This is a genomic window from Sphingomonas sp. PP-CE-3A-406, assembly GCF_003688625.1.
In the GTDB taxonomy this organism is placed as follows: Bacteria; Pseudomonadota; Alphaproteobacteria; order Sphingomonadales; family Sphingomonadaceae; genus Sphingomonas.
The window spans coordinates 1,329,696-1,353,106 of sequence record NZ_RCWY01000001.1; the positions used below are offsets into that span (position 1 = coordinate 1,329,696).

Consider the following 23,411-nt stretch of genomic DNA (forward strand, 5'->3'; position numbering starts at 1 on the left):
ACATAGGCCGCGACGCCGCTGATCATCGCGCCAGCTGCCAGCAGTACGAAAACCTTCTTCATGCTCCCACCCCTATCATATCACGCCCCATCAACTCTCTGACGTCGCTCAGCTTACCGGTCACCGCCGCCGCCGCCGCCATCGCGGGTGATACCAGATGCGTGCGCGCTCCGGGACCCTGTCTGCCGACGAAATTACGGTTCGACGTGGAAGCGCAACGCTCCCCCGCAGGGACTTTGTCCGGGTTCATCGCGAGGCACATCGAACAGCCCGGCTCGCGCCATTCGAAACCGGCGGCGATGAAGATCCGATCGAGCCCTTCAGCCTCAGCCTGCCGCTTCACGAGTCCCGATCCGGGGACGACGAGCGCGCGGACGCCGGTCGCGACATGGCGACCGTCGGCGATCGCCGCAGCGGCGCGCAGATCCTCGATGCGGCTATTGGTGCAGCTGCCGATGAAGACGTGCTGGATCGGCACGTCGCGCATCGCGGTGCCGGCGGTGAGGCCCATGTAATCGAGCGACTTCTGCGCGGCGGCCTGCTTGGCGGGATCAGCGAAGCTCGATGGTTCGGGGACGAATCCAGTGATCGGCACGACGTCCTCGGGGCTGGTGCCCCAGGTGAGGCCGGGAGCGATGTCAGCGGCGTCGAGCGTGACGGACTTGTCGTAACGCGCGCCGGGGTCGGTGGCGAGACTGCGCCACCATGTGACGGCCTTGTCCCAGTTCTCGCCGGTCGGGGCCATCGGGCGGCCCTTGAGGTACGCGAAGGTCGTGTCGTCGGGCGCGATCAGGCCCGCCCGCGCGCCCGCCTCGATCGACATGTTGGCGATCGTCAGGCGACCCTCGATCGACATCGCGCGGATGACGCTGCCGGTGAATTCGATGACGTGGCCGGTGCCGCCGGCTGCGCCGATCTTGCCGATGATCGCGAGGATGACGTCCTTGGGGCTGACGCCGAAACCGAGCTCGCCGTCGACGCGGACTTCCATCGTCTTGGCCTGCGAGAGCAACAGCGTCTGCGTGGCGAGGACGTGCTCGACCTCGCTGGTGCCGATTCCGAACGCGAGCGCGCCGAGTGCGCCGTGCGCGGAGGTGTGGCTGTCGCCGCAGACCAGCGTGGTGCCGGGGAGCGTGAAGCCCTGCTCCGGGCCAACGACGTGGACGATGCCCTGCTCAATCGCAGTCGCGTCGATATAATCGATGCCGAACTCGCTGGTGTTGCGGCGGAGCGCGTCGAGCTGTTGCGCGCTTTCGGGATCGGCGATCGGCAGGACGCGACCGGCGGCGTCTTTCCGCGCGGTGGTCGGGAGGTTGTGATCCGGGACGGCGAGCGTCAGGTCGGGGCGGCGGACCTTGCGGCCTGCGACGCGGAGACCTTCGAAAGCCTGCGGGCTGGTGACTTCGTGGACGAGGTGGCGGTCGATATAGATCAGGCAGGTGCCGTCGTCGCGGCGTTCGACGACGTGCGCCGCCCAGATCTTTTCGTACAGCGTTTGCAGAGTGGCCATGATGGGCGGGCGTTTAACCGATAGTTGCGCCCGGGCAAAGCCCCGGCGCAACTATCGGCCTTGATCCATGCAGACATCGCCGCATTCAGCCTATGCGTCCTGCGCGAGATCCTTCACGGACGACACCAGGACACCGACGACGATCGGATTGCCGAGCGCCGATGTCGTCGTCACGACCAGATTGCTGGACGCATTGAACGTCGTGCTCGTATTGGTCGTGCTGTCGGAGCTGTTGCTGACGTAATAGGGCCAGCAACCATAGCCCTCGTTGCTCTGCGCTGTGGCATAGGTCTGCTCCGCGGTACTGAACGCCTGCGACGATGTCGTTATCGTCGACGTACCGTCGGCGATGATCAAGCTGGTGACGACATATTGCATCGACCCCTCGGGACCGAACAGCGCATCCCACTGCGTCAGATCGGTCCATACCGCGGCCGTCTTGTTGTTGTAGGCGTAGGCCAGTGCGGCGCCATAATACCACGGCAGATAGGTCGTCTTGTCGGCGTCGATCGATTCACCGGAGAGCGGCAGCGCCGCCACGTTGATGAAATGATCGTAGGACACCGCGACCGTGAAGGAGGACGAGGCGAACGTCTGTGAGAAATCTGTCGATGCCGAACTGCTCGACTTGGAATAGAAGTACGTCCCGCCGGTCGAGCTGCTGCTGTTCGCCCAGGAATTGCTGATGTCCGACGAGGCTTGGGCCGACTCCATCGTAAAATTCACGCTGGGTGCGACGCCGATGTCGCCCAGTACCCCTTCATAGGTCTGGTTGAATGCCGCCGGGCCGCCGAGCGGCAGGTTCAATTGCAACTCCTGCGCGATGTAGATCGGATTCTCGAATCCGGCGCGGTACAGCGTATAGCATTGCGCAGCGGATCCGGGGTTCGGCACCAATTCCGCCATCGACCAGTTCTGGAACAGATTCTGCAACGCGGTCTGCAGAACGATCGCGGAATCGCTGAATGCGGAGGGATTGGCCTTGAAATAGGCGCTCTTCGCGGCGGCCCAGGACTTCGTGTTGTCCGCGCCCATCGCCTTGTTCAGATCCGCCACACTCGAAGCCTGAACGAACGACAGCAGCGAGGTGTATTGGCTCGAAAGGCTGACCAGCGTGTCGGGCGAATAATATTGGATAACCGTGTCGGCGGGCAGCGCGTCCATCATGTCCCAGAGTTCATCGGTCGTCCGCGGCAGGATGACGTCACCCTGGCAGAGCTGGAACTCCTCCACCGACAGGTTGAGCTCCTTGGCCAGCGTATTGTACCATTTTGCGTTCACCGTATCGAGAACCGTGCCGGGATCTGACATGACTTTCCTTTCAGGAAAAAGACGCAGATATACACCAGGCAAAGATTACAGATCCTCTCCCGACGTTCCAGCGCCATCTGCAAGGTCGGACTCTTTGGTTACTATCGTCAACGACGACAGCGTCCATTATGAAGCATTACAGGATCATTAAGGATCTCTGTCGCGACAGTAGCATCAACGAATCCAATAGTATCGTGTCCGATATGGCTGGAGGTGCGAACTATCGAAATTCTTAGCGGACGGCGGGGGCGCTCGCCGTTACGTCGAGTACGCGGTTCAGGAACGCGACGCTATCGGCGAGCACCGGTGCTTTGCCGCGGAACGGCTTCGAGAGCGCCATCGCGACGTTCTCGTGGCTCAAACCGGGGTAATCGATGTGCGTTACCGGCGCGCCGAGTGCCTTCAGCCGCGCGGTGAGGTTGATCGCGTTGTGCGGCTTGACCTGCGTGTCGTCGCCGGCGGTGATCAGCAGCATCGGCGGGGCGTCCGCCCGGGCGAAGTGGATCGGCTGGGTCATCACCGGCTCGGCGGCGCCCTGCATCGCGTCGATCGCGCGCTTGGCGGTGAAGGGGTAGAAGTCGTACGGGCCGCACAGGCCGACCGCGGCCTTGATGATGTGCGGGTCGACGCCCTCCGCCTTCAGCCAGCGCTGGTCGAGCGTCAGCATCGCGACGGTGTAGGCGCCGGCGGAGTGGCCGGCGACGGCGATCCGGTTCGGGTCGCCGCCGGACTGTGCGATGTGGTCGCGGGTCCACTTTACCGCTTCGGCTCCGTCCTGGAGGAAAGCGGGGAAGCGGACGTCCGGCACTTTGCGGTAGTCGGGCATGACGACGACGTAACCCGCCTTCGCATAGGCGCGCGCGGCGAACGCATAGGCACCGCGCGAGCCGTGGACCCAGCCGCCGCCGTACCAGAAGATCAACACCGGCAGGCCGGTCTTCGCGCCACCAGACGGGCGCCAGACGTCGAGCTTCTGGCCGTGCGTGCCGAACGGGACGCCTTCGCGGATGCGCGCGGTGCCGCGACCGCCACCCATTACGCCGTCGAGGACGCTGAGCGTGCCGGGGCCCGCGGTGAACGCCGTGCCTGCGATCAGGATGACGATCAGCGCTATGACGATCGCGGCGCGGCGCATCAGCGGCGGAAGTCCGCGGTGATCGATCCGCAAGCGGCGAGGTCGGCCTCGTGGCTTTCCTCGCGCCATGTCTCGGCCAGCGCTGTCGCTTCCCATTCGCGCATCGCCGGGTGCGCGATGATCCGCTCGACCCAGGCGAGGCCAGCCGCACCGACGTCGATCCCGTAGGTCCGGGCGCGAAACGCGACCGGCGCGTAGAAGGCATCGACGGCGGTGAACTCGGCGCCGGCGAGCCAGGGGCCACCGAACCGATCGAGTCCCTCGCTCCAGAGTTCGGCGATCCGCGCGACGTCGCGGTCGAGCGCGTCGCTACCAGGGGCGGCATTCACGCGGACGCCGACGTTCATCGTCCGCTCGTTGCGGAGCGCGGAGAACCCGCCATGCATCTCCGCCGTCGCGCAGATCGCCCACGCGCGTGCCTCGGCGTCGACCGGCCAGACGCCGTCATGACGCTCGGCGAGGTAGAGGACGATGCCGAGCGAGTCCCATACCGTCCGCTCGCCGTCGATCAGCACCGGCACTTGCCCGGTCGGCGAGAAGGCGCGGAACGCCTCGTAATTGACGGGCTCCAGGAACGGCTCGATCCGGTCCTCGAAGTCGATGCCGAGCGCCTTCATCAAGACCCAGGGGCGCAGCGACCAGCTCGAGTAATTGCGGTTCGCGGTGACGAGGGTGTAGCGCATCAGGCGGTGTAGCGCGCGGTAGTCTTCGCGGCGATCTCGTCCGCGGTGACGCCGGGCGCCATCTCGACCAGCTTGAACGGGCTGTCGTGATCGGGACGCTGGAACACGGCGAGGTCGGTGACGATCATGTCGACGACGTTCTTGCCGGTCAGCGGCAGCGTGCACGACGGGATGAACTTGGGGCTTCCGTCCTTGGCATTGTGGTCCATCACGACGATGATCTGCTTGACGCCCGCGACGAGATCCATCGCGCCGCCCATGCCCTTGATCATCTTGCCGGGGATCATCCAGTTGGCGATGTCGCCGCCTTCGCTGACCTCCATCGCGCCCAGCACCGTGAGGTCGATATGGCCACCGCGGATCATCGCGAAGCTGTCCGACGAGCTGAAATACACCGACGAAGGGAGTTCGCTGATCGTCTGCTTGCCGGCGTTGATCAGGTCGGCGTCCTCTTCGCCCGCGTACGGGAACGGACCGATCCCGAGCATGCCGTTTTCGGACTGGAGCGTGACGGTCATGCCCTCGGGGATGTTGTTCGCGACCAGCGTCGGGATGCCGATGCCGAGATTGACGTAATAGCCGTCCTTCAGTTCTTGCGCCGCGCGCGCGGCCATCTGGTTACGGTCCCAGGGCATCAGTGCATTCCTTCCTGGATGGTGGTGATGGTCGTGAATTGTTCGCGGAGCTCGGTGCCGACGCCGTCGACGATCGCCTGCAACGCGGCGTCCTCCTCTAGGCCCCAGGTGCCCGCATAGGCGCGCGCGGCGTGGCGGATCGTGTCGGCGAGAAGGTAGCCGAACACGGTCGGATCCTCGAGGATGCCCGCGTCGATCAGCACGTTGCTGCCGGCGCCGTTGGTGATCCAGATGCGCGCGACCTCGACCGATTCGCTGGTGAGTTGCGCGCCCTTGTCGAGCGCGATCGCGTTTGGGTGGTCGGCCATCAGCGTACGCCTCCTGTCGGGGCCCAGCGGACTGCTGGCGGGAATACCTCGTCGCGGTTGCCTTTCAGCGCGGTGCCGTAGACCGGGTTGGGGAGGACGAACCACCCTGCGCCCCATTTCGCGGCGATCACTGGCGACTGGACGGCGGCGCGCCGCGCGGCGGGGGTCTGGCCGGCGTTGAAGAGGTCGCTGAAATCGCCGAGCTGGTCGCCGCCCATCGCGATGACGCAGTATTTTGCGGCGATCGTTGCGCGACGGCCGTCCTTCTTCGAGCCCATCGCGTCGTCGCCGGCGAGGAACAGCGTCTCGCCGTGGCGCGCGGGCCCGAGGCCTGCGGCTTCGATCGCGGCCTCGGTCTGTGCGGCGTTGGCGGCGGAGCGGTTGGTGTTGAAGATCACGGTGACGCCCATCGCGCGGAGTTGGTTGAGCGCGGCGAGCGCGCCGGGGACGGGGGCGACCTGCTTGACGCCGGTGCGCTCCCAGTCCTGCCAGCGCGGGTCGGACCAGGGTTGGCCGGAGGACGCGTCGTATTCGAAGCCGAGGTTGAGAAGCACGGTTTCGTCGACGTCGAAGACCGCGGCTTTTGGCTTGGTGCCGCAGGTGGTCCAGGCGGGGGCGGCTAGCGAGGCGCCTTGGGCGAGGACGACGGAGGTTGGAGTGCGTTGAGTGCGGACGTAGCCGACGAGCGCGTTCCAGGCCTGGATGCTGACCGCGGCGGCTTCGCCCGAGGCGTAGAGATACTGCATGCCGGCTGGGACGCCGTCGACGGTGACGGGCGCGGAGACAGTCGGCGTCGCTGCGATCGAGGTCGGCGCGGAGACGCTGACGCAGCCTTGAAGCGCCAGTGCCCCTGCGAACGCAGGGGCCCAGGATACCACCCGCACCGCCCGTGATCCTGGAACGGATCGACGTTCAGCCTGAGTCGGCACAGTTCTACCCTCCGTCATGCCGGGCTCGTTCCGGCATCCACGGTGCCGCACGATCGAGAGCATTTGGTTGGCGGAACCGTGGACCCCGGAACCAGTCCGGGGTGACGGAGCGGTTTGATGGCCGCCACCGCCCCGAAACGCAGACAGTTCCTGCCATGCCGGGCTCCAGCCTTTCCAGGAAAACCGAAACAGCGTCACGCCGTCGCACGCTCGCGGACGGTGCGGAATTCGATCTGCTTGTCGTACGGCGCACCGACGATCATTCGCTTCACGTAGATCCCCGGCAGGTGGATCGTGTCGGGATCAAGGCTGCCGACGGGGACGATCTCCTCGACCTCGGCGACGCAGATCTTGCCCGCGGTGGCCATCGGCTGGTTGAAGTTGCGCGCGGTCTTGCGGAAGATGAGGTTGCCGCTTTCGTCCGCTTTCCAGCCCTTGATGATCGCGAGATCGGCGCGGATGCCGCGTTCGAGGATGTAGTCCTGGCCGTCGAAGACCTTGGTTTCCTTGCCCTCGGCGACCTGCGTGCCGACGCCGGTCTTGGTGTAGAAGCCCGGGATGCCCGCCCCCCCTGCCCGGCAGCGTTCGGCGAGCGTGCCCTGCGGGCAGAACTCGACCTCGAGTTCGCCGCTGAGATATTGCCGCTCGAATTCCTTGTTCTCGCCGACATAGGACGAGATCATCTTCTTCACCTGGCGCGAGCGGAGCAGTTTGCCGAGGCCCTGCCCGTCGATCCCGGCGTTGTTGCTGGCGATCGTCAGGTCTCGCACGCCCGAGGCCTCGATCGCGTCGATCAGCCGCTCGGGGATGCCGCACAGCCCGAACCCGCCCGCGCAGATCGTCATGCCGTCGAACAGCACGCCTTCGAGTGCCGTTGCCGCATCGGTGTAGCGCTTGTTCGCCATGCATCCTCCTCAGGTCTTTCGCCTCGCATAAAGCGCGGCGGCAGCGACGGCAACGCCTCGACTTCGCGCGCGCCGCCCGGCTAGGATGCGGCGAGGAGATTTGCATGACCCAGCGTACCGGCGGCCGCATTCTGGTGGATCAACTCATCGCACAAGGGTGCGACCGCATTTTCACGGTGCCGGGGGAAAGCTTCCTGGCCGTGCTCGACGCGCTGCACGATACGCCCGCGATCGACCTGGTGGTGTGTCGGCAGGAGGGCGGTGTCGGGTTCATGGCGTGCGCGGACGGGACGCTGACTCATCGGCCGGGGGTGGCGTTCGTAACGCGGGGGCCGGGCGCGACCAACGCGTCGATCGGCGTGCACGTCGCGATGCAGGATTCGCAGCCGATGATCCTGTTCGTCGGCGATATCGACCGCGGCACGCGCGATCGCGAGGCGTTCCAGGAGATCGATTTCCAGGCGATGTTTTCGCCGATCGCGAAGTGGGCGGCGCGGATCGACGATGCGCGGCGGATCCCGGAATATGTCGCGCGCGCGTATGCGACGGCGATGTCGGGGCGGCCGGGGCCGGTGATGCTCGCGCTGCCCGAGGACATGCTGCTGGACGTGGTCGACGCGGTCGATCGGCCGCGGGTCGAGCGGGTGGCGCAAGGGTGTGATGCCGATACGATGGACCTGCTCGCCGATCTGCTGACGACGGCGGAGCGGCCGGTGGCAATCGTTGGGGGTGCGGGCTGGGATGTCGCGGCGTCTGGGGCGTTCTCGACCTGGGCGGATCGTAACGGCATTCCGGTGGCTGCGGCGTTTCGGCGGCAGGATGCTATTCCGAACGACTGTCCGGTGTGGGCTGGGAACCTGGGGTATGGGCCCAATCCGAAGCTGGTCGAGCGGGTGAAGGCGGCGGATCTGCTGCTGGTGGTCGGGCCGCGGCTGGGGGAGGCTACGACCGATGGGTATGCGCTGATCACGCCCGATCATCCGGGGCAGCGGCTGATCCACGTGCATCCCGATCCGAATGAGTTGCACCGGGCGTACCGCGCGGATGTCGCGGTATGTGCGGGGATGGCGGAGTTTGCGGAGGCGTTGCTGGCGGTCGACCTGCCGCCGCGCACTGCCGGGTCGGAGGCGCATGCGGAGTGGCTCGACTGGTCGACGCCGGCGCCGCGGAATCTGGTGATGGACCTCGGGCCTTGCGTGGCGGCGATGCGCGAGCGGCTGCCAGCGGATGCGATCCTCTGCAACGGGGCGGGGAATTACTCGGGCTGGTGGCACCGGTACTGGGCGTATGCCGGTCCGGGGACGCAACTTGCGCCGACCGCTGGAGCTATGGGGTACGGCGTGCCGGCTGCCGTCGCGGCGTCGTTGCGGCATTCGGAGCGGACGGTGGTTGCGCTCGCTGGCGACGGGTGTTTCCTGATGAACGGGCAGGAACTGGCTACCGCGGTCGCGCATGGCGCGGACATGCTGGTGCTGGTGGTGGATAATGGCGGGTATGGGACGATCCGGATGCACCAGGAGCGGGAGTATCCGGGGCGGGTGTCGGGGACTGGGTTGCACAATCCGGACTTTGCCGCGCTGGGGCGGGCTTATGGGTGTTGGGCGGAGACTGTTTCCCGGACGGATGAATTTGCGGGGGCGCTCGACCGTGCGATGGCGCGGTCTGGGGTTCGGTTGCTGCATGTGGTGACGGATATCGAGGCGATTACCGCTGGGACTACGCTGGCGAGGGTGCGTGGGGACTGAGCCGTATCCAGAAGTGATGCCGAACGCTCGACACGAGCACCACCCCGGCGAAGGCCGGGGCCCAGTTGGGGGACGGCGATAACAAAGGACCGCGCTCCGTTATTGCCACCTTTCCAACTGGGCCCCGGCCTTCGCCGGGGTGGAGATAGTTGTAGCGGGCGACTTCATCAGCGCAGTCTGTTGCCGCGGCGAAAGCGGGGGCCCAGCTAACGGTATTTAGCTGGGCCCCCGCGTCCGCGGGGGAACATTGCTTGGGGTTAGTGTGCGGCGTCGGCGAGTTTCAGGCGCCCATCGTTTCCAGTTTCGCGCGCACCGCAGCGACGGCATCTGAGGCCTTGTCGCCATCGGGGCCACCGCCCTGCGCCATGTCGGGACGGCCGCCGCCGCCCTGCCCGCCTAGCGTGGCCACCGCGATCTTGAGCAGGTCGACCGCGTTGTGGCTCGCCACAAGGTCCGCCGTCACGCCGACCGCGACCGAAGCGCGGCCGTCGTTGATTGCGACCATCACCGCGATGCCGGAGCCCAGGCGCTGCTTGGCTTCGTCGACCGCGCCGCGCAGGCCCTTGGCTTCGAAGTCGTTGAGCACCTGGCCGATGAACGCGACGCCGCCGACTTGCTCCGGCCCTGCCGCTTCGCCCGAACCACCGCCGCCGAGCGCGAGCGCCTTCTTCGCGTCGGCGAGTTCGCGTTCGAGGCGGCGGCGGTCTTCGAGCAGCGATGCGACGCGCGCCGGGACCTCGTCGGGGGTCGACTTCAGCACTGCCGCCGTCTCGCGGAGGCGATCGTCGCGGCCGGTAAGGTACGCGCGCGCCGCTTCGCCGGTGAGCGCTTCGACACGGCGGATGCCGCTGGAAACCGCGCCTTCGCCGACGACCTTGAACAGGCCGATATCGCCGAGCGCGTTGACGTGCGTGCCGCCGCAGAGTTCGATCGAGTAGGTGCCCTCGTCGGTCGACCCCATCGACACGACGCGGACCTCGTCGCCGTATTTCTCGCCGAACAGCGCCATCGCGCCCATCGCGATCGCGTCGTCGGGGGTCATCAGCAGCGTCGTCACCGCGCCGTTGCCGCGGACCTGTGCGTTCACGTCGGCCTCGACCTGCGCGATGTCGGCGGGGGTCATCGCGACCGGCTGCGAGAAGTCGAACCGCAGGCGGTCGGGCGCGACGAGGCTCCCCTTCTGCGCGACATGCGTGCCGAGGCGTTCGCGCAAGGCCTCGTGAAGGAGGTGTGTCGCGGAGTGGTTGGCGCGGATCTGTGCGCGGCGCGCGACGTCGATCTGGAGCTTGACCGGGTCGCCGACCTTGATCTCGCCGGCGTCGACGATCGCATGGTGGACGAACACGCGGCCGAGCTGCTTCGACGTCTCGGTGACGTTCGCGCGCAGGCCGGTGTCGTTGGAGATGTGGCCGGCATCGCCGACCTGGCCACCGCTCTCGCCGTAGAAGGGCGTCTGGTTGACGACGATCGAGACCGTATCGCCGGTGGTGGCGTGGTCGACGCGCGCGCCGTCCTTGACCAGCGCGACGACCTCACCCTCGCCGGTATCCGATGCGTAGCCGAGGAATTCGGTGCCGCCGGTCTGCTCGACGATATCGAACCAGACGTCGTCCGAGGCCTTCGCGCCCGAGCCCTTCCAGGCGGCGCGAGCGGCGCGCTTCTGCTCGGCCATCGCGGTGTCGAAGCCGTCGCGATCGACCGCGATGTTGCGTTCGCGCAGCGCGTCCTCGGTCAGGTCGTACGGGAAGCCGTAGGTGTCGTAGAGCTTGAACGCGACGTCGCCGGCGAGCGTGCCATCAGTCATCCCGGTGGTTGCTTCGTCGAGCAGCTTCAGCCCCTTGTCGAGCGTCTGGCGGAAGCGCGTTTCCTCCTGTTGGAGGGTCGCCTCGATCAGCGGACGGGCGCGCGACAGCTCGGGGTACGCGGCACCCATCTCGGTGACGAGCGCGGGGACCAGCCGGTGCATCAGCGGCTGTTTGGCGCCGAGGATGTGCGCGTGGCGCATTGCGCGGCGCATGATCCGGCGCAGGACATAGCCGCGGCCCTCGCTCGCGGGCAGCACGCCGTCGGCGATCAGGAAGCCGGCGGTGCGCAGGTGATCGGCGATCACGCGGTGGCTGGCGGTGTTGGCGCCATCGGTCGCGGTGTGCGTCAGTGCGCCCGACGCGGCGATCAGCGCCTTGAACGTGTCGGTGTCGTAATTGTCGGTGACGCCCTGCATGACGGCCGCGATGCGCTCGAGCCCCATGCCGGTGTCGATCGACGGCTTCGGCAGGTTGCCGACGATCTCGGCATTCTCCTGCTCATACTGCATGAACACGAGGTTCCAGATCTCGACGAAGCGATCGCCGTCCTCGTCGGGGCTGCCGGGAGGGCCGCCGAAGATGTGGTCGCCGTGGTCGTAGAAGATTTCGGAGCACGGCCCGCACGGCCCGTTGTCGCCCATCGACCAGAAATTGTCCTTGGTCGGGATGCGGATGATGCGGTGATCGGGGAGGCCGGCGATCTTCTTCCAGAGATCGAACGCCTCGTCGTCGGTGTGGTAGACGGTGGCGGTCAGCTTGTCGGGCGACAGGCCCCATTCGCGCGTGAGCAACGTCCAGGCGTGGACGATCGCCTGCTCCTTGAAATAATCGCCGAACGAGAAATTGCCGAGCATTTCGAAGAAGGTGTGGTGGCGCGCGGTGTAGCCGACATTGTCGAGATCGTTATGCTTGCCGCCGGCGCGGACGCATTTCTGCGACGAGGTCGCGGTGGTGTAGGGGCGCGATTCGAGGCCGGTGAAGACGTTCTTGAACGGCACCATCCCGGCGTTGACGAACATCAGCGTCGGGTCGTTCTGCGGCACGAGCGGTGCGGAGGGCACGATCTGGTGCCCCTGCGATCCGAAATAGTCGAGGAAGCCGCGGCGGATGTCGTTCGTCGATGTCATGCGCGGGGACTTAGGCGAGCGGGGCGGTTCGCTCAAGTCGGGTGTGTGAAGGGCCGTGCAGTAGAGAAGGGTGGCGGCGGCGAATGCCCGCGCTGCACGCATCCGATTGAAACGAAGAGAGCTTGTTTCCCCGCGAAGGCGGGGATCCAGACTGGGCTCCCGCCTTCGCGGGAGAACAAGGGAGTGCTGCAATTCAACAAGAGTAACACCACCCCGGCGAAGGCCGGGGCCCAGTTGAGGAACGTGGCTAACGAAGGACTGCGCTCGATTATTACCACCTTTCCAACTGGGCCCCGGCCTTCGCCGGGGTGGTGGCGCGCACGGTGAGCGTAGCTATCCCCGGCAACCAGCCTATCCCAACGGTGCATCCAGCGACTTGGGCGGCTCGCTGAACCATTTCGGGCCCGCATCGGTCATGTGGAAACAATCCTCGATCCGCACGCCGTACCGTCCGGGAATGTAGATGCCCGGTTCGTCGGAGAAACACATCCCCGCCGCCAGCCTGGTCGCCTCACCACGAACGAGGTTGACGGGTTCGTGGCCGTCCATGCCGATGCCGTGGCCGGTGCGATGCGACAGGCCGGGGAGCTTGTACCCCGGCCCGTAGCCGAGCGCTTCGTACTCGCGGCGGACCGCGTCGTCGATGCTGCCGGCGGGTGCGCCTATTTTGGCGGCGGCGAACGCGATCTGTTGGCCGCGGGCGACCTGATCCCATGTCTTGCGCTGATCCGCGGTCGCCGTGCCGTGGACCCAGGTGCGCGAGATGTCGGACTGATAGCCCTGCACGGTGCAGCCGCAGTCCATCAGCACGACTTGGCTGTCGGCAACTCGGTGGATCTCGCGGCTGCCGTGCGGATAGGCGGACGCTTCGCCGATCAGCGCGAGCGCGAATTCGGGGGCACCGCCAAGCTTGCGCGTCGCGGCGTTCATGAGCGCGCCGATCTCGGGGCCGGTCATGCCTTTCTCGACGCGCGGCTTCGTCCAGCGATACGCCGCCAGCGTGACCTCGGTCGCCGCCTGCATCAGCGCGATCTCGGCGGGGGTCTTGATCATCCTGCAGGCGCGGACCACCGGGTCGGCGGAGACGATCTTGGCGTCAGGCAGGACCCGCGCGAGTCCGGCATAGGCAAAGTAGCGCACCTCCGCCTCCAGGCCGATCGGCAGCGCGGCGAGCCTCCGGTCGCGCAGGAAGCCGGCGACCACGGCGAGCGGATTCTCGTCCTCTTGCCAGACGCGGACCTCGGCGGGGACGGCGAGCGTCTCGCGGACCGATGGCTCCTCGAAGAACGGCGTGACGATGCACGGCTCTCCTTCGACCGGGAGGATCATCGCGGTCAGCCGTTCGCTGCGCCACCAACTGACGCCCGAAAAGTAGATCATCGACGATCCCGGCTCGATCAGCACCGCGCCGATGCCCGCCGCCTTCATCAGCGATTGCGCGCGGACCAGCCGCGCGGCGCGTTCGGTGGCGTCGATCGGCCTCGTCGTGCCGGTGATGTCGGACAGCGTCGACAGGTCCGGTTCGGCGGCGCGGAGGATCGCGCTGGTCGACAGCAACGGCGCCGCGATGGCGAGGCTCAGCAGGTCGCGGCGCGATGGGCTGAAGGCGGGCTTGTGGCGTGCGGTCGACATCGCCGGACGATAGGGTCCTTGACCCGGGCGCCGCAATCCCCTTCCCTGTCGGCAATTCTCGGGAGCGATTAATGGCCAAGCGGCTAACCTATTACATCTTGTTCGGCCTCGTCGCGGGGATGGTCGTCGGCTGGATCCTGAACGCGTCGATCGACAACGGCACGGCCGAGTCCGCCGAACGGCTGAAGGACATCGCCGGCTATTTCTCGATCGTGACGACGCTGTTCCTGCGGCTGATCAAGATGATCATCGCGCCTTTGGTGTTCTCGACGCTGGTCGTGGGCATCGCGCATATGGGCGATACCGGTGCGCTCGGGCGGGTCGGATTGCGCAGTCTCGGCTGGTTCATCTGCGCGAGCCTGTTGTCGCTCACGCTAGGCCTGATCCTCGTCAACGTATTGCAGCCGGGCGTCGGACTCGCGCTCGCGATCCCGCCGGCCACCGCGTCGAGCGGCGTCGACCGCGCGGCGTTCGATCTCGCCAAGTTCATCACGCATATCGTCCCCGATTCGATGATCGCGGCGATGGCGGGCAACGAGATCCTCCAGATCGTCGTGTTCTCGGTGTTTGTCGGCGTCGCGATCACCGCGGTCGGCGAGAAGGCCGCGCCGCTGGTCAAGGCGATCGAGGCGCTGGTCGCGGTGATGCTCCAGATCACCAACTACGTGATGCGGTTCGCGCCGTTCGCGGTGTTCGCGGCGGTGACCGCGACGCTCGCCGAGCGGGGGCCGACCATCCTCGGCCAGCTCGGCTATTTCATGCTGAGCTTCTATATCGGGCTGGCGCTGCTTTGGGCGGTGCTGATCGGGATCGCGTTCCTGCTGATCGGGCCGCGGACGCGGTTGCTGGTGCGGTATATCCGCGATCCGCTGATCCTCGCCTTCTCGGCGGCATCGTCGGAGGCGGCGTATCCGCGGACGCTGGAGGCGCTCGACCGGTTCGGCGTGCCGCCGCGGATCGCGAGCTTCGTACTGCCGCTGGGCTATTCGTTCAATCTCGACGGGTCGATGATGTACATGACGTTCGCGTCGCTGTTCATCGCGCAGGCCTACGGCATCCACATGCCGATCGGGCAGCAGATCGCGATGCTGCTGGTGCTGATGGTGACGTCGAAGGGCATTGCGGGGGTGCCTCGCGCATCGCTCGTGGTGATCGCGGGGACGCTGTCGATGTTCAAGATCCCGGAGGCTGGGATCCTGCTGATCCTGGCGGTGGATCATTTCCTGGACATGGGGCGGTCGGCGACGAACGTGATCGGGAATGCAGTGGCGGCGACCGTGGTGGCGAAATGGGAGGGTGGGCTTGATGAGCGCGAGCCCGCCGATCGGGATTTCCCGCATGCGCCGACCGGGCACGGGCCGAAGGTGGATGTGGACAGCTACGAGAAGATCGGGCCGGGGCAGGTTTGAGGTTGGACGACGATCTTGAGCCGTTAACTTTTCAGGGATGCCCTTCCACGCTGGCAGTTTAATAAAGGAGTACCGCCCCGGCGAAGGCCGGGGTCCAATTGGGCGACGCTAATGATGACCGCCGCACCGCGTTACTCCAACCTTTCCAATTGGGCCCCGGCTTTCGCCGGGGTGGTGTTTGGGGAAAGGTTGCGTTCTCAGCCTCGATGCAGTTTCCAATCTGCAGCCCTCAGGCGTAGGCGTACGGCCCGCCCTTCTTTAGCCCCGCCTGATACGCCGGCCGCGCATGGATCTTCGCCAGCCACGCGATCGTCGCAGGCCGCGACTCGTTTAGCCCACCACGACTTCGCGCGGCTTCGAGGGGGAAGCTCATCATGATGTCGGCGGCTGTCATCTCGGCGCCGGCGAACCAGGGACGCTGCGACAGCTCGGACTCGACATAGTCGAGGTGGACGTCGATCATCGGCTGGATCTTCTTGGTCGCTGCCTTCCCCAGGATCGGGATGCGCGCGAGGACGAGCTTCAGGAGCAGCGGCGGCATCATCGAGCCTTCCGCGTAGTGGAGCCAGAAGCGGTAGCGTAGCGCATCGGCGCGGTTGGCGGGGGCGCCGAGTTTGCCGTCCGCCTTGTCGACGAGATATTCGACGATCGCGCCCGTTTCGGCGACCACCTGGCCGTCATCTTCGATCACGGGCGACTTGCCGAGGGGGTGGACCTTCTTGAGTTCGGGCGGGGCGAGCATCGTTGCCTTGTTCCGCTCGTAGCGCTTGATCTCGTAGGGGAGGCCAAGTTCCTCGAGCATCCAGAGAATCCGCTGCGATCGCGAGTTTTCGAGGTGGTGGACGATGATCATGCGGGCTCCCCTGTTGGTCTACTCAGCCGATTTGCGCGCGGTCCAGATCCAGGCGGCGGCGGGGAATTCCACCGTGTCGCCGCTTCGGTACCGGTCGCAGACCTGGGTGAGACGCGCGATGTGGCGCTCGCGTTCCTCGGGGGCGGCGTCGCGGATGGCGGAGGCGGCTGGGCCGATGCGGCGGAAATAGTCGACCGCGTCGGCTACGGGGTCAGCGCCCTCCCCTGCTCGGTAGGCGAATTCGACACGTTCGGGTGACGCGACGTGCCAGCCGGATTTCTCGAGGATGCTCGCGACGTAGGTTGGGTCGGCGAAGGCGAAGGGGCCGGGTGCGGTGCTTGCCGGAGCGTCTGCATCGCCGCCGGTCGCGGTGATGATTTCGGTGGCCCAGCGGTTGGCGGCGCGGTCGGCGAAACAGGAGAAGACGAGCGTTGCGTCGGGGGCGGCGGCTTCGGCCAATGTCGTGAAGGCGGCGACGGGGTCCGCGAAGAACATGACGCCGTGGCGCGAGACGTAAAGGTCGATTGGCGCGTGGTTCGGGGCGGCTGCGGTGATGTCCGCGCACTCGAAACTGGCGTTGGTTTGGGTTTCGGCGCGGTGTTTGGCGATCTCGATCAGGTTTGGTGAGAGATCTATGCCGGCTATCTGCGCGGTAGGGAGGGCTTGCGCGGTGGCGAGTGAGGTTGCCCCGGCGCCGCAGCCTATGTCGATGATCTTGCGTGTTTGGGGGGTGGCGGCGGACAGGATCGCTGCGTTCAAATGCGGGGTCAGGTTGGTGAAGCTGCGGTCGGTTCGGCGCCATTCCGCAGCCCAGACATCGCCTATTCTGCCGGTCCAGTCGTGGGCGGTGGTCATGGGGTGGGGTGCTTTTTGGTTGCGGTTCGGGGCGGTGGTTTTGAGTGAAGTATAGGAAGTATAGACGCTGGTGACGGCTTAGTGTTGCAGGATTTCGAGGCTTTTCCGAGCGCGTTGCACTGCTTTCCTTGTTTCCCCGCGAAGGCGGGGATCCAGACTGGGCTCCCGCCTTCGCGGGAGAACAAGGGGGCGTGGGCTCTTCTAACTATGCGGGGTGATTGCCGCTAAGGAACTTGGTTTAGCGCAGGATTTTGTTTGCAGGGTCATGCCAATTGGGCCCCGGCCTTCGCCGGGGTGGTGCTGAGGGTGGGTTAGCGGGGTGCCAGTTCGCCACGCGTTTGAACTATCGGCCGTGCTCGTCCTTGGCACTATGAACCGTGAGCCATGAAGCGTGCAGCCACCGCGTGCCCTCACCCTCCCATTGCGAAGGCAATGGGTCCCTCCCTCTCCTCGCCGGGGAGAGGGTAAAGAGCGTTACGCGTCGTCGCCTTCTTCGGGGCCGGCCATCATTTCCTCGGCGACCTTGTCGGTGCGCGCGCGGATCTGCTTTTCGAGGCGGTCGGCGGTCTCGGGGTTGTCCTTGAGGAACGTCTTCGAGTTCTCGCGGCCCTGGCCCAGGCGAACGCTGTCGTAGCTGAACCACGCGCCCGACTTCTCGACGAGCCCGGCCTTCACGCCGAGATCAAGGATCTCGCCGAGCTTCGAGACGCCCTGCCCATACATGATGTCGAACTCGACCTGCTTGAATGGGGGGGCGACCTTGTTCTTGACGACCTTTACGCGAGTCTGGTTGCCCGTGACCTCTTCGCCAGCCTTGATCGCGCCGATGCGGCGGATGTCGAGGCGGACCGAGGCGTAGAACTTCAGCGCGTTGCCGCCGGTCGTCGTCTCGGGATTGCCGTACATGACACCGATCTTCATGCGGAGCTGGTTGATGAAGATCACCATGCAGCGCGAGCGGCTGATCGAGCCGGTCAGCTTGCGCAGCGACTGCGACATCAGGCGGGCCTGGAGGCCGACATGGCTGTCGCCCATCTCGCCTTCGATTTCGGCGCGCGGCACGAGTGCTGCGACCGAGTCGACCACGAGCACATCGATCGCGTTCGAGCGGACGAGCGTATCGACAATCTCGAGCGCCTGCTCGCCGGTGTCGGGCTGCGAGACGATCAGTTCGTCGATGTTGACGCCGAGCTTCTTGGCATAGACCGGGTCGAGCGCGTGCTCCGCATCGACGAACGCCGCGGTGCCGCCGCCCTTCTGTGCTTCGGCAATCACGTGGAGCGCGAGCGTGGTCTTGCCCGAGCTTTCCGGACCATAGATCTCGATCACGCGGCCGCGCGGCAGGCCGCCGACGCCGAGCGCGATGTCGAGCCCGAGCGAGCCGGTCGAGATGACCTCGACCTGCATGGTTTCCTTGGAGCCCAGGCGCATTGCCGAGCCCTTGCCGAAGGCGCGGTCGATCTGCGCGAGCGCGGCGTCGAGCGCCTTCTGCCGGTCGTTGGTTGCGGTTGCCATGCCGGTGTCGATCACTTTCAGATTAGCGGCCATCGAATATGCTCCCATCGCTAAAGCAAGCGCGCGTGCCATTCAACGCGTCAAACACCATGTATTCTCTTTGTTCTTTTGGAACAAGTGGAGAACGGGAGGTTTGTTGGAAAAGGTGTAAGTTTGGTAACGGCCGCGGGTGGATGCCCAGCCTAGTCATGCGGGGCTTGGTTCAGCACCCACCGTTCCGCGCTCGTCGATCGTTGATTACGCGGAGCGCTGGCCCCCTGAACATGTCGGCTGCTGCCCTTGCGCGCAAATAAGACATGTTTCCCCGCGAAGGCGGGGATCCAGACTGGGCTCCCGCCTTTGCGGGAGAACAAGGGAAGGGCGTGACGCCGTATGACTGCGGACTAACACGTTCGAAGGGGATAAATGCCGAACACGTCTGGGGTGACGAGATGGGACGGGCAGAGTTTAGTCGAGAACGGTTCTGGTTGTTCGAGCGCGGGTTTGGCGGCGATCGACTCGTCGATGGTGTCGAGAACTGATTGTTACCACCGGTGGCGTTGGCCGCTCTGGATCCTGACTTTCGTCAGGATGACGGGCGGTGGCGGCGCTGTGACGCCCAGCCTCGAAGGTGCCGCCGCCTATCGACCGATCAGGCGAGGGTTGTTGCGAGGGTCCACCAGCCTTTGGCACGCGCGGCGGTGGCGGCGGTGTCTCTGGCTTCGGGGGTTTCGAACAGCGCGAAGCAGGTGGCGCCGGAGCCGGACATTCTGGACAGGAGAACGCCTTGGGCTGCGTCGAGGAGGGTGCGGACTTCGGCGATTTCTGGGGCGAGGGCCAGTGCGGGGGGTTCTAGGTCGTTGCGGCCTTCGAGGGCGCGGTCGAGGAGATTGCCTTCGGGGATCGGGCCTCGGTCGTGGCCGTCCCAGGTCTTGAAGACGGCGGCGGTGGAGACCGCGACGCCCGGGTTCACGAGCAGGAGGGGGGTACCGGACAGGCCTTCGAGATTGGTGAGGGTGTCGCCTTTGCCGGTGCCGAGTGTGGTGCGGTTGGCTAGGCAGGCGGGGACGTCGGCGCCGAGCTTTGCGGCGATTTCGTGGAGGCGGGGGTCGGTTGGGGCTATGCCGTGGAGGCGGGCTAACGCGCGGAGCGTGGCGGCGGCGTCGGCTGAGCCTCCGCCTATGCCCGAGGCGATGGGGAGGTGCTTTTCCAGGGTTATGGCGTGGTGAGCCTCGGGGGCGAACGCGGTGGTGAAGGCGTCTGCTGCGGCGGTTACGAGGTTGCCCTGCCAGGGGGCGTTGCTGGACGAGCGCGGTGCTTCGTCATTGTCCGTCCCCAATTGGGCCCCGGCCTTCGCCGGGGTGGTGTTGGGGGTCGGGGTGGTGTTTTGGGCGGGGAGGAGGGCTGCAGCGAAAGGGCCGGTTATGGTGAAGCTGTTGGTTTGGGCGGGTTCTACCGTGACCACGTCGCCGTCGGTCGCGAAGGCGAAGAGGGTTTCGAGGTCGTGGTAGCCGTCGGGGCGGCGACGGCGGACGTGGAGGGCCAGGTTGATCTTGGCGGGGGCGGGTTCGGTGATGGCGGGCATTAGGGGTCTCGGGGTTTGGCGGCGAAGGGTTCCAGCGCGGCTTAGCGTAATACGCGTGATGTCTGCGGGTTTAAGCGCGTCATCCTGACGAAAGTCAGGATCCAGGTAACGATTGGTGCCGTGCTTGGCTCTGGATCCTGACTTTCGTCAGGATGACGGGAGGGGGATGCCGCATGCCTCGCCAGTTGCGGGCGTTGTCGCGATCACCTCCGCGGTTCGTCCGGCGCTCAGAATTAGTTGTGATTTCGCGAAGCGGCGCCTTCGCGGTCCACTCGCCTTGCCCTCACCCTTCCCACACCTGCGGTGCGGGGCCCTTCCCTCTCCCGATGGGAGAAAGGTTTCAGCGGCGGGCGTTGGCGGGAAGGCCGTTGGCGATCTTGGCGGTTATGCGCGCAGTGTCTCCGGGTTCGGCGGTCAACAAGGCGGCGCGCCAGGCGTAGCGTGCTTCGTAGTTTCGGCCGGTGCTCCAATAGGCGTCGCCGAGGTGGTCGGCGATTTCGGCATTCGTGGGCTCGGCCTGCGCGGCGGTTTCGAGCAGGGGGAGCGCTCGGGTGGTGTTGCCGGAGAGGTGGTAGGCCCAGCCCAGCGAGTCGGTGATCGATGCGTTGGTCGGGTCGATCCGGCTTGCGCGTTCTAACAGCTTGATCGAGGCGGGGATGTCGTCGCCGTGCTCGACTTGCGCAAAGCCTAGATAGTTGAGTGCGAGCGGTTGCGCTGGGCCGCGGGCAACGGCTTTTTCCAGCGCATCGCGCGCTTCGGGCCAGCGGCCGGCCTGGTCGAGCGCGCCGCCATATTGCAGCCAGTTGCCCCAGCTGCCGCCCTTCGCGCCGTCGGCGGCGATGATCCGCTGGTACCAGGTCGCGGCTTCTGCGGGGTTGCCGGTGGTCAGCAACAGGTCGGCGTAGCGTTGCCAGTCGGCGGGCTCCGAACCCTTCTGGTCGACGCGGTTCTTGGCGGCGGCGAGCGCTTCGCCGTTGCGGTCGGCGGTGGCGAGGATGTCGATGCGTTCGGCGGCGGCGGCCGGGGCGGAGGGGCTTTTCGCGTCGATGCCGTCGAGCACCACGAGCGCGCGGTCGACCAGCTTGTTGCGGGCGAGCGCGTCGGCGAGGAGGACGCGCGCAGCTTCGTAACTCGGGTCGGCGCGTAGGGCTGCCTGGGTAAGCGCGATCGAGAGCGGCGAGGGTTCGCCTGCGCTGAGATCGCTGGCTAGGCGCGCGAGCAGGCGCGAGACGCCGATCGACATCGGTTGCTTGCGCGGTGCCGCGACGATGAGAGCGCGCGTTTCCGTGGCGAAGCGGTTGGCGACGGGGTCTTTCGCTGCGGTCGCTAGCGACGGTTCGGGATCGCGGCCCTCGGCATGCGCGACCCACGCGTAGAGCGAGGGCGCGAGGACCACGAGGGGGCCACTCGACAACGTGCCGATCGCTGCGCTCGCGGCCTTCGCGTCGTTGCGGCGTGCGGCATCGGCGAGCGGGATCAGCTCGGCGTCGGCGGGGGCTACGCCGGCCTTGTTCAGCACCGCGACGGCGCGGGTGGCGAGTGGCATGTCGCCCGCCTCCAGCGCCTCGCGATAGGCGCGGATCGCGACGACGGGGTCGTCGGGTGCGGCCGCCAGCACCTTCGCATAGCTGGCGGCCGCCAGGCTCGTCTCGCCGGCGGCGTCGGCCGCGCGCGCCTTCAGATAGGCGGACAGATCACCCGTCCCGGCCGTGGCGGGCGCCGCCAGGACGAGACCGAGCGCGAGCAATGCAGGCTTACATGTTGGGATAATTGGGGCCTCCGCCGCCCTCGGGTACGACCCAGTTGATGTTCTGGGTGGGGTCCTTGATGTCGCAGGTCTTGCAGTGGACGCAGTTCTGCGCGTTGATGACGAACTTCGGATCCGCGGTGTCCTCGCCGACGACTTCATAAACGCCGGCCGGGCAATAGCGTTGCGCGGGTTCGTCGTACATCGGCAGGTTGTATTCGATCGGCACGCTCGCATCCTTGAGCGTCAGGTGGACCGGCTGGTCCTCCTCGTGGTTGGTGTTCGAGACGAACACCGACGAGAGGCGATCGAAGGTCAGGACGCCGTCGGGCTTCGGATAGACGATCGGCTTGACCAGATCCTTGCGCCACAGGCTCTCATTGTCGGGGTGATGGTGCATCGTGAAAGGCACCTTGATGCCGAGATGCTCCATCCACATCGTCACGCCGGCGAGGCCCGAGCCGACGAGGTCGCCGAACTTCTTGACCAGTGGCGCGACGTTGCGGACGACCGACAACTCCTTCTTGACCCACGACTTTTCGAACGCTTCGGGATAGGCGGCGAGTTCGTCATGGCCGCGCTGCGAGACGATCGCCTCGACCGCGGCTTCGGCGGCCATCATGCCGGACTTCATTGCGGTATGCGTGCCCTTGATCCGCGGCACGTTCAGGAAGCCTGCGCTGTCGCCGATCAGAGCCGCACCGGGCATCACGAGCTTGGGGATAGACTGCAGCCCGCCGTCGCTGATCGCGCGAGCGCCGTAGCTGACTCGTTTGGCGCCCTTGAGCAGCGCGGCGATCTCGGGATGCGTCTTCCAGCGCTGCATCTCGCTGAACGGCGAGAGATATGGGTTGGTGTAGTTCAGCCAAGTGACGAAGCCGATCGAGACCTGGCCGTTCGCCTGGTGATAGATCCAGCCACCGCCGTTCGAGCCGTCGGTTTCGGACAGCGGCCAGCCCTGCGTGTGGATGACGCGGCCGGGGACGTGGAGTTCGGGATCGATGTCCCAAAGCTCCTTGATGCCGAGGCCGTAGACCTGCGGGTCGCTGTCCTTGTCGAGCGCGAACGTCCGGATCAGTTCCTTGGTGAGGTGACCGCGGCAGCCTTCCGAGAAGAAGGTGTATTTGGCGTGGAGTTCGAGGCCGGGGGTGTAGTCGCCCTTGTGCGTGCCGTCGCGCGCGACGCCCATGTCGCCGGTCGCGACGCCCTTGACCGAGCCGTCGTCGTTGAACAGAATTTCTGCCGCGGCGAACCCCGGGAAGATCTCGACGCCGAGCTCTTCGGCCTTGCCCGCGAGCCAGCGGCACAGGTTGCCGAGCGAGCCGGTGTACGTGCCCTTGTTGTGCATGAACGAGGGCGTGACGAAGTGCGGCATCTCGCTCTTCTTCGTCTTGGTCAGGATCCAGTGATGGTTCTCGGTCACCGGCACTTCGGCGAGCGGGCAGCCGTCCTCGCGCCAGTTCGGCAGCAGCTCGTCGAGCGACTTGGGATCGATGACCGCGCCGGACAGGATATGCGCGCCGACTTCGGAGCCCTTTTCGAGCACGCAGACGCTGATCTCGGCGTCCTTCTCCGCGGCCAGCTGTTTCAGGCGGATCGCTGCCGAGAGACCGGCCGGGCCAGCGCCGACGATCACCACGTCGTACGGCATCGATTCACGTGTCGTCATCATCGTCTCCCGGGGGATGTCCCCTATTGCCATAGCTTTGCGCCCCACCCCTCGTTCGGGCTCGGGCCGGCACC

18 protein-coding genes are annotated in these 23,411 nt (G+C 66.2%); 2 read left to right on the forward strand and 16 right to left on the reverse strand.

The features are described from left to right. Positions 1–58: 58 nt before the first annotated feature. The 8 genes from leuC to C8J44_RS05885 form a co-directional block, all read right to left on the reverse strand. Positions 59–1,510, reverse strand: coding sequence for a 3-isopropylmalate dehydratase large subunit (gene leuC / locus C8J44_RS05850; protein ID WP_121903634.1), 1,452 nt, complete (start codon positions 1,508–1,510; stop codon positions 59–61). 90 nt (positions 1,511–1,600) lie between these two features. Then, the gene (locus tag C8J44_RS05855) at positions 1,601–2,821 is read right to left on the reverse strand and encodes a hypothetical protein (RefSeq protein WP_121903635.1); all 1,221 of its coding nucleotides are present in this window, start codon (positions 2,819–2,821) and stop codon (positions 1,601–1,603) included. Between the two features lie 232 nt (positions 2,822–3,053). Beyond that, entirely contained in the window at positions 3,054–3,956 is a 903-nt protein-coding gene (locus C8J44_RS05860) for an alpha/beta hydrolase (RefSeq protein ID WP_121903636.1), read from the reverse strand. Next, entirely contained in the window at positions 3,956–4,639 is a 684-nt protein-coding gene (locus C8J44_RS05865) for a glutathione S-transferase family protein (RefSeq protein ID WP_121903637.1), read from the reverse strand. The genes C8J44_RS05860 and C8J44_RS05865 overlap by 1 nt, the downstream gene beginning before the upstream one ends. After that, complete coding sequence (locus C8J44_RS05870) at positions 4,639–5,274, reverse strand: 3-oxoacid CoA-transferase subunit B (RefSeq protein ID WP_121903638.1); 636 nt, start codon at positions 5,272–5,274, stop codon at positions 4,639–4,641. The genes C8J44_RS05865 and C8J44_RS05870 overlap by 1 nt, the downstream gene beginning before the upstream one ends. After that, positions 5,274–5,582: a DUF5076 domain-containing protein gene (locus tag C8J44_RS05875; protein ID WP_183128705.1), complete on the reverse strand. Its 309-nt coding sequence runs from the start codon at positions 5,580–5,582 to the stop codon at positions 5,274–5,276. The genes C8J44_RS05870 and C8J44_RS05875 overlap by 1 nt, the downstream gene beginning before the upstream one ends. After that, on the reverse strand, positions 5,582–6,460 hold the full coding sequence (locus C8J44_RS05880) for an HAD family acid phosphatase (protein WP_404969188.1): 879 nt from the start codon (positions 6,458–6,460) through the stop codon (positions 5,582–5,584). The genes C8J44_RS05875 and C8J44_RS05880 overlap by 1 nt, the downstream gene beginning before the upstream one ends. Before the next feature lie 245 nt (positions 6,461–6,705). After that, positions 6,706–7,416: a CoA transferase subunit A gene (locus C8J44_RS05885; RefSeq protein ID WP_121903640.1), complete on the reverse strand. Its 711-nt coding sequence runs from the start codon at positions 7,414–7,416 to the stop codon at positions 6,706–6,708. 104 nt (positions 7,417–7,520) lie between these two features. Between C8J44_RS05885 and C8J44_RS05890 the strand changes: the two genes are divergently transcribed. Then, positions 7,521–9,161, forward strand: a complete 1,641-nt coding sequence (locus tag C8J44_RS05890; RefSeq protein ID WP_121903641.1) for a thiamine pyrophosphate-binding protein — start codon at positions 7,521–7,523, stop codon at positions 9,159–9,161. 280 nt (positions 9,162–9,441) lie between these two features. On the opposite strand, the gene alaS is transcribed toward C8J44_RS05890, so the two are convergent. Both alaS and C8J44_RS05900 read right to left on the reverse strand, forming a co-directional pair. After that, on the reverse strand, positions 9,442–12,093 hold the full coding sequence (gene alaS, locus C8J44_RS05895; RefSeq protein WP_121903642.1) for an alanine--tRNA ligase: 2,652 nt from the start codon (positions 12,091–12,093) through the stop codon (positions 9,442–9,444). Between the two features lie 351 nt (positions 12,094–12,444). Then, on the reverse strand, positions 12,445–13,725 hold the full coding sequence (locus C8J44_RS05900; RefSeq protein WP_121903643.1) for a Xaa-Pro peptidase family protein: 1,281 nt from the start codon (positions 13,723–13,725) through the stop codon (positions 12,445–12,447). Positions 13,726–13,796: 71 nt separating this feature from the next. On the opposite strand from C8J44_RS05900, the gene C8J44_RS05905 reads away from it, so the two are divergent. Next, positions 13,797–15,134, forward strand: a complete 1,338-nt coding sequence (locus tag C8J44_RS05905) for a dicarboxylate/amino acid:cation symporter (RefSeq protein WP_121903644.1) — start codon at positions 13,797–13,799, stop codon at positions 15,132–15,134. Between the two features lie 229 nt (positions 15,135–15,363). On the opposite strand, the gene C8J44_RS05910 is transcribed toward C8J44_RS05905, so the two are convergent. From C8J44_RS05910 to C8J44_RS05935, 6 genes are all read right to left on the reverse strand, one after another. Continuing rightward, a complete protein-coding gene (locus C8J44_RS05910) occupies positions 15,364–15,987 on the reverse strand; it encodes a glutathione S-transferase family protein (RefSeq protein ID WP_121903645.1) in 624 nt (207 codons plus the stop codon). A gap of 18 nt (positions 15,988–16,005) precedes the next feature. Beyond that, positions 16,006–16,842, reverse strand: a complete 837-nt coding sequence (locus C8J44_RS05915) for a trans-aconitate 2-methyltransferase (RefSeq protein WP_121903646.1) — start codon at positions 16,840–16,842, stop codon at positions 16,006–16,008. A gap of 474 nt (positions 16,843–17,316) precedes the next feature. Further along, positions 17,317–18,390, reverse strand: a complete 1,074-nt coding sequence (gene recA / locus C8J44_RS05920; RefSeq protein ID WP_056047175.1) for a recombinase RecA — start codon at positions 18,388–18,390, stop codon at positions 17,317–17,319. A gap of 598 nt (positions 18,391–18,988) precedes the next feature. Then, positions 18,989–19,921 carry a 4-(cytidine 5'-diphospho)-2-C-methyl-D-erythritol kinase gene (locus C8J44_RS05925; RefSeq protein WP_121903647.1) on the reverse strand — a complete coding sequence of 311 codons (933 nt, stop codon included), beginning with the start codon at positions 19,919–19,921 and terminating at the stop codon, positions 18,989–18,991. Positions 19,922–20,261: 340 nt separating this feature from the next. Beyond that, positions 20,262–21,668 (reverse strand): lipopolysaccharide assembly protein LapB, encoded by a 1,407-nt coding sequence (locus C8J44_RS05930; protein ID WP_259466724.1) that lies wholly within the window; start codon positions 21,666–21,668, stop codon positions 20,262–20,264. Between the two features lie 7 nt (positions 21,669–21,675). Next, positions 21,676–23,337 (reverse strand): electron transfer flavoprotein-ubiquinone oxidoreductase, encoded by a 1,662-nt coding sequence (locus tag C8J44_RS05935; protein ID WP_121903879.1) that lies wholly within the window; start codon positions 23,335–23,337, stop codon positions 21,676–21,678. Between the last annotated feature and the right edge of the window lie 74 nt (positions 23,338–23,411).

Bases quoted from the DNA above. Each gene is read 5' to 3' on its own strand.
- leuC (WP_121903634.1), bottom strand. From the start codon at position 1,510: ATGGCCACTCTGCAAACGCTGTACGAAAAGATCTGGGCGGCGCACGTC.
- C8J44_RS05855 (WP_121903635.1), bottom strand. From the start codon at position 2,821: ATGTCAGATCCCGGCACGGTTCTCGATACGGTGAACGCAAAATGGTAC.
- C8J44_RS05860 (WP_121903636.1), bottom strand. From the start codon at position 3,956: ATGCGCCGCGCCGCGATCGTCATAGCGCTGATCGTCATCCTGATCGCA.
- C8J44_RS05865 (WP_121903637.1), bottom strand. From the start codon at position 4,639: ATGCGCTACACCCTCGTCACCGCGAACCGCAATTACTCGAGCTGGTCG.
- C8J44_RS05870 (WP_121903638.1), bottom strand. From the start codon at position 5,274: ATGCCCTGGGACCGTAACCAGATGGCCGCGCGCGCGGCGCAAGAACTG.
- C8J44_RS05875 (WP_183128705.1), bottom strand. From the start codon at position 5,582: ATGGCCGACCACCCAAACGCGATCGCGCTCGACAAGGGCGCGCAACTC.
- C8J44_RS05885 (WP_121903640.1), bottom strand. From the start codon at position 7,416: ATGGCGAACAAGCGCTACACCGATGCGGCAACGGCACTCGAAGGCGTG.
- C8J44_RS05890 (WP_121903641.1), top strand. From the start codon at position 7,521: ATGACCCAGCGTACCGGCGGCCGCATTCTGGTGGATCAACTCATCGCA.
- alaS (WP_121903642.1), bottom strand. From the start codon at position 12,093: ATGACATCGACGAACGACATCCGCCGCGGCTTCCTCGACTATTTCGGA.
- C8J44_RS05900 (WP_121903643.1), bottom strand. From the start codon at position 13,725: ATGTCGACCGCACGCCACAAGCCCGCCTTCAGCCCATCGCGCCGCGAC.
- C8J44_RS05905 (WP_121903644.1), top strand. From the start codon at position 13,797: ATGGCCAAGCGGCTAACCTATTACATCTTGTTCGGCCTCGTCGCGGGG.
- C8J44_RS05910 (WP_121903645.1), bottom strand. From the start codon at position 15,987: ATGATCATCGTCCACCACCTCGAAAACTCGCGATCGCAGCGGATTCTC.
- C8J44_RS05915 (WP_121903646.1), bottom strand. From the start codon at position 16,842: ATGACCACCGCCCACGACTGGACCGGCAGAATAGGCGATGTCTGGGCT.
- recA (WP_056047175.1), bottom strand. From the start codon at position 18,390: ATGGCCGCTAATCTGAAAGTGATCGACACCGGCATGGCAACCGCAACC.
- C8J44_RS05925 (WP_121903647.1), bottom strand. From the start codon at position 19,921: ATGCCCGCCATCACCGAACCCGCCCCCGCCAAGATCAACCTGGCCCTC.
- C8J44_RS05935 (WP_121903879.1), bottom strand. From the start codon at position 23,337: ATGACGACACGTGAATCGATGCCGTACGACGTGGTGATCGTCGGCGCT.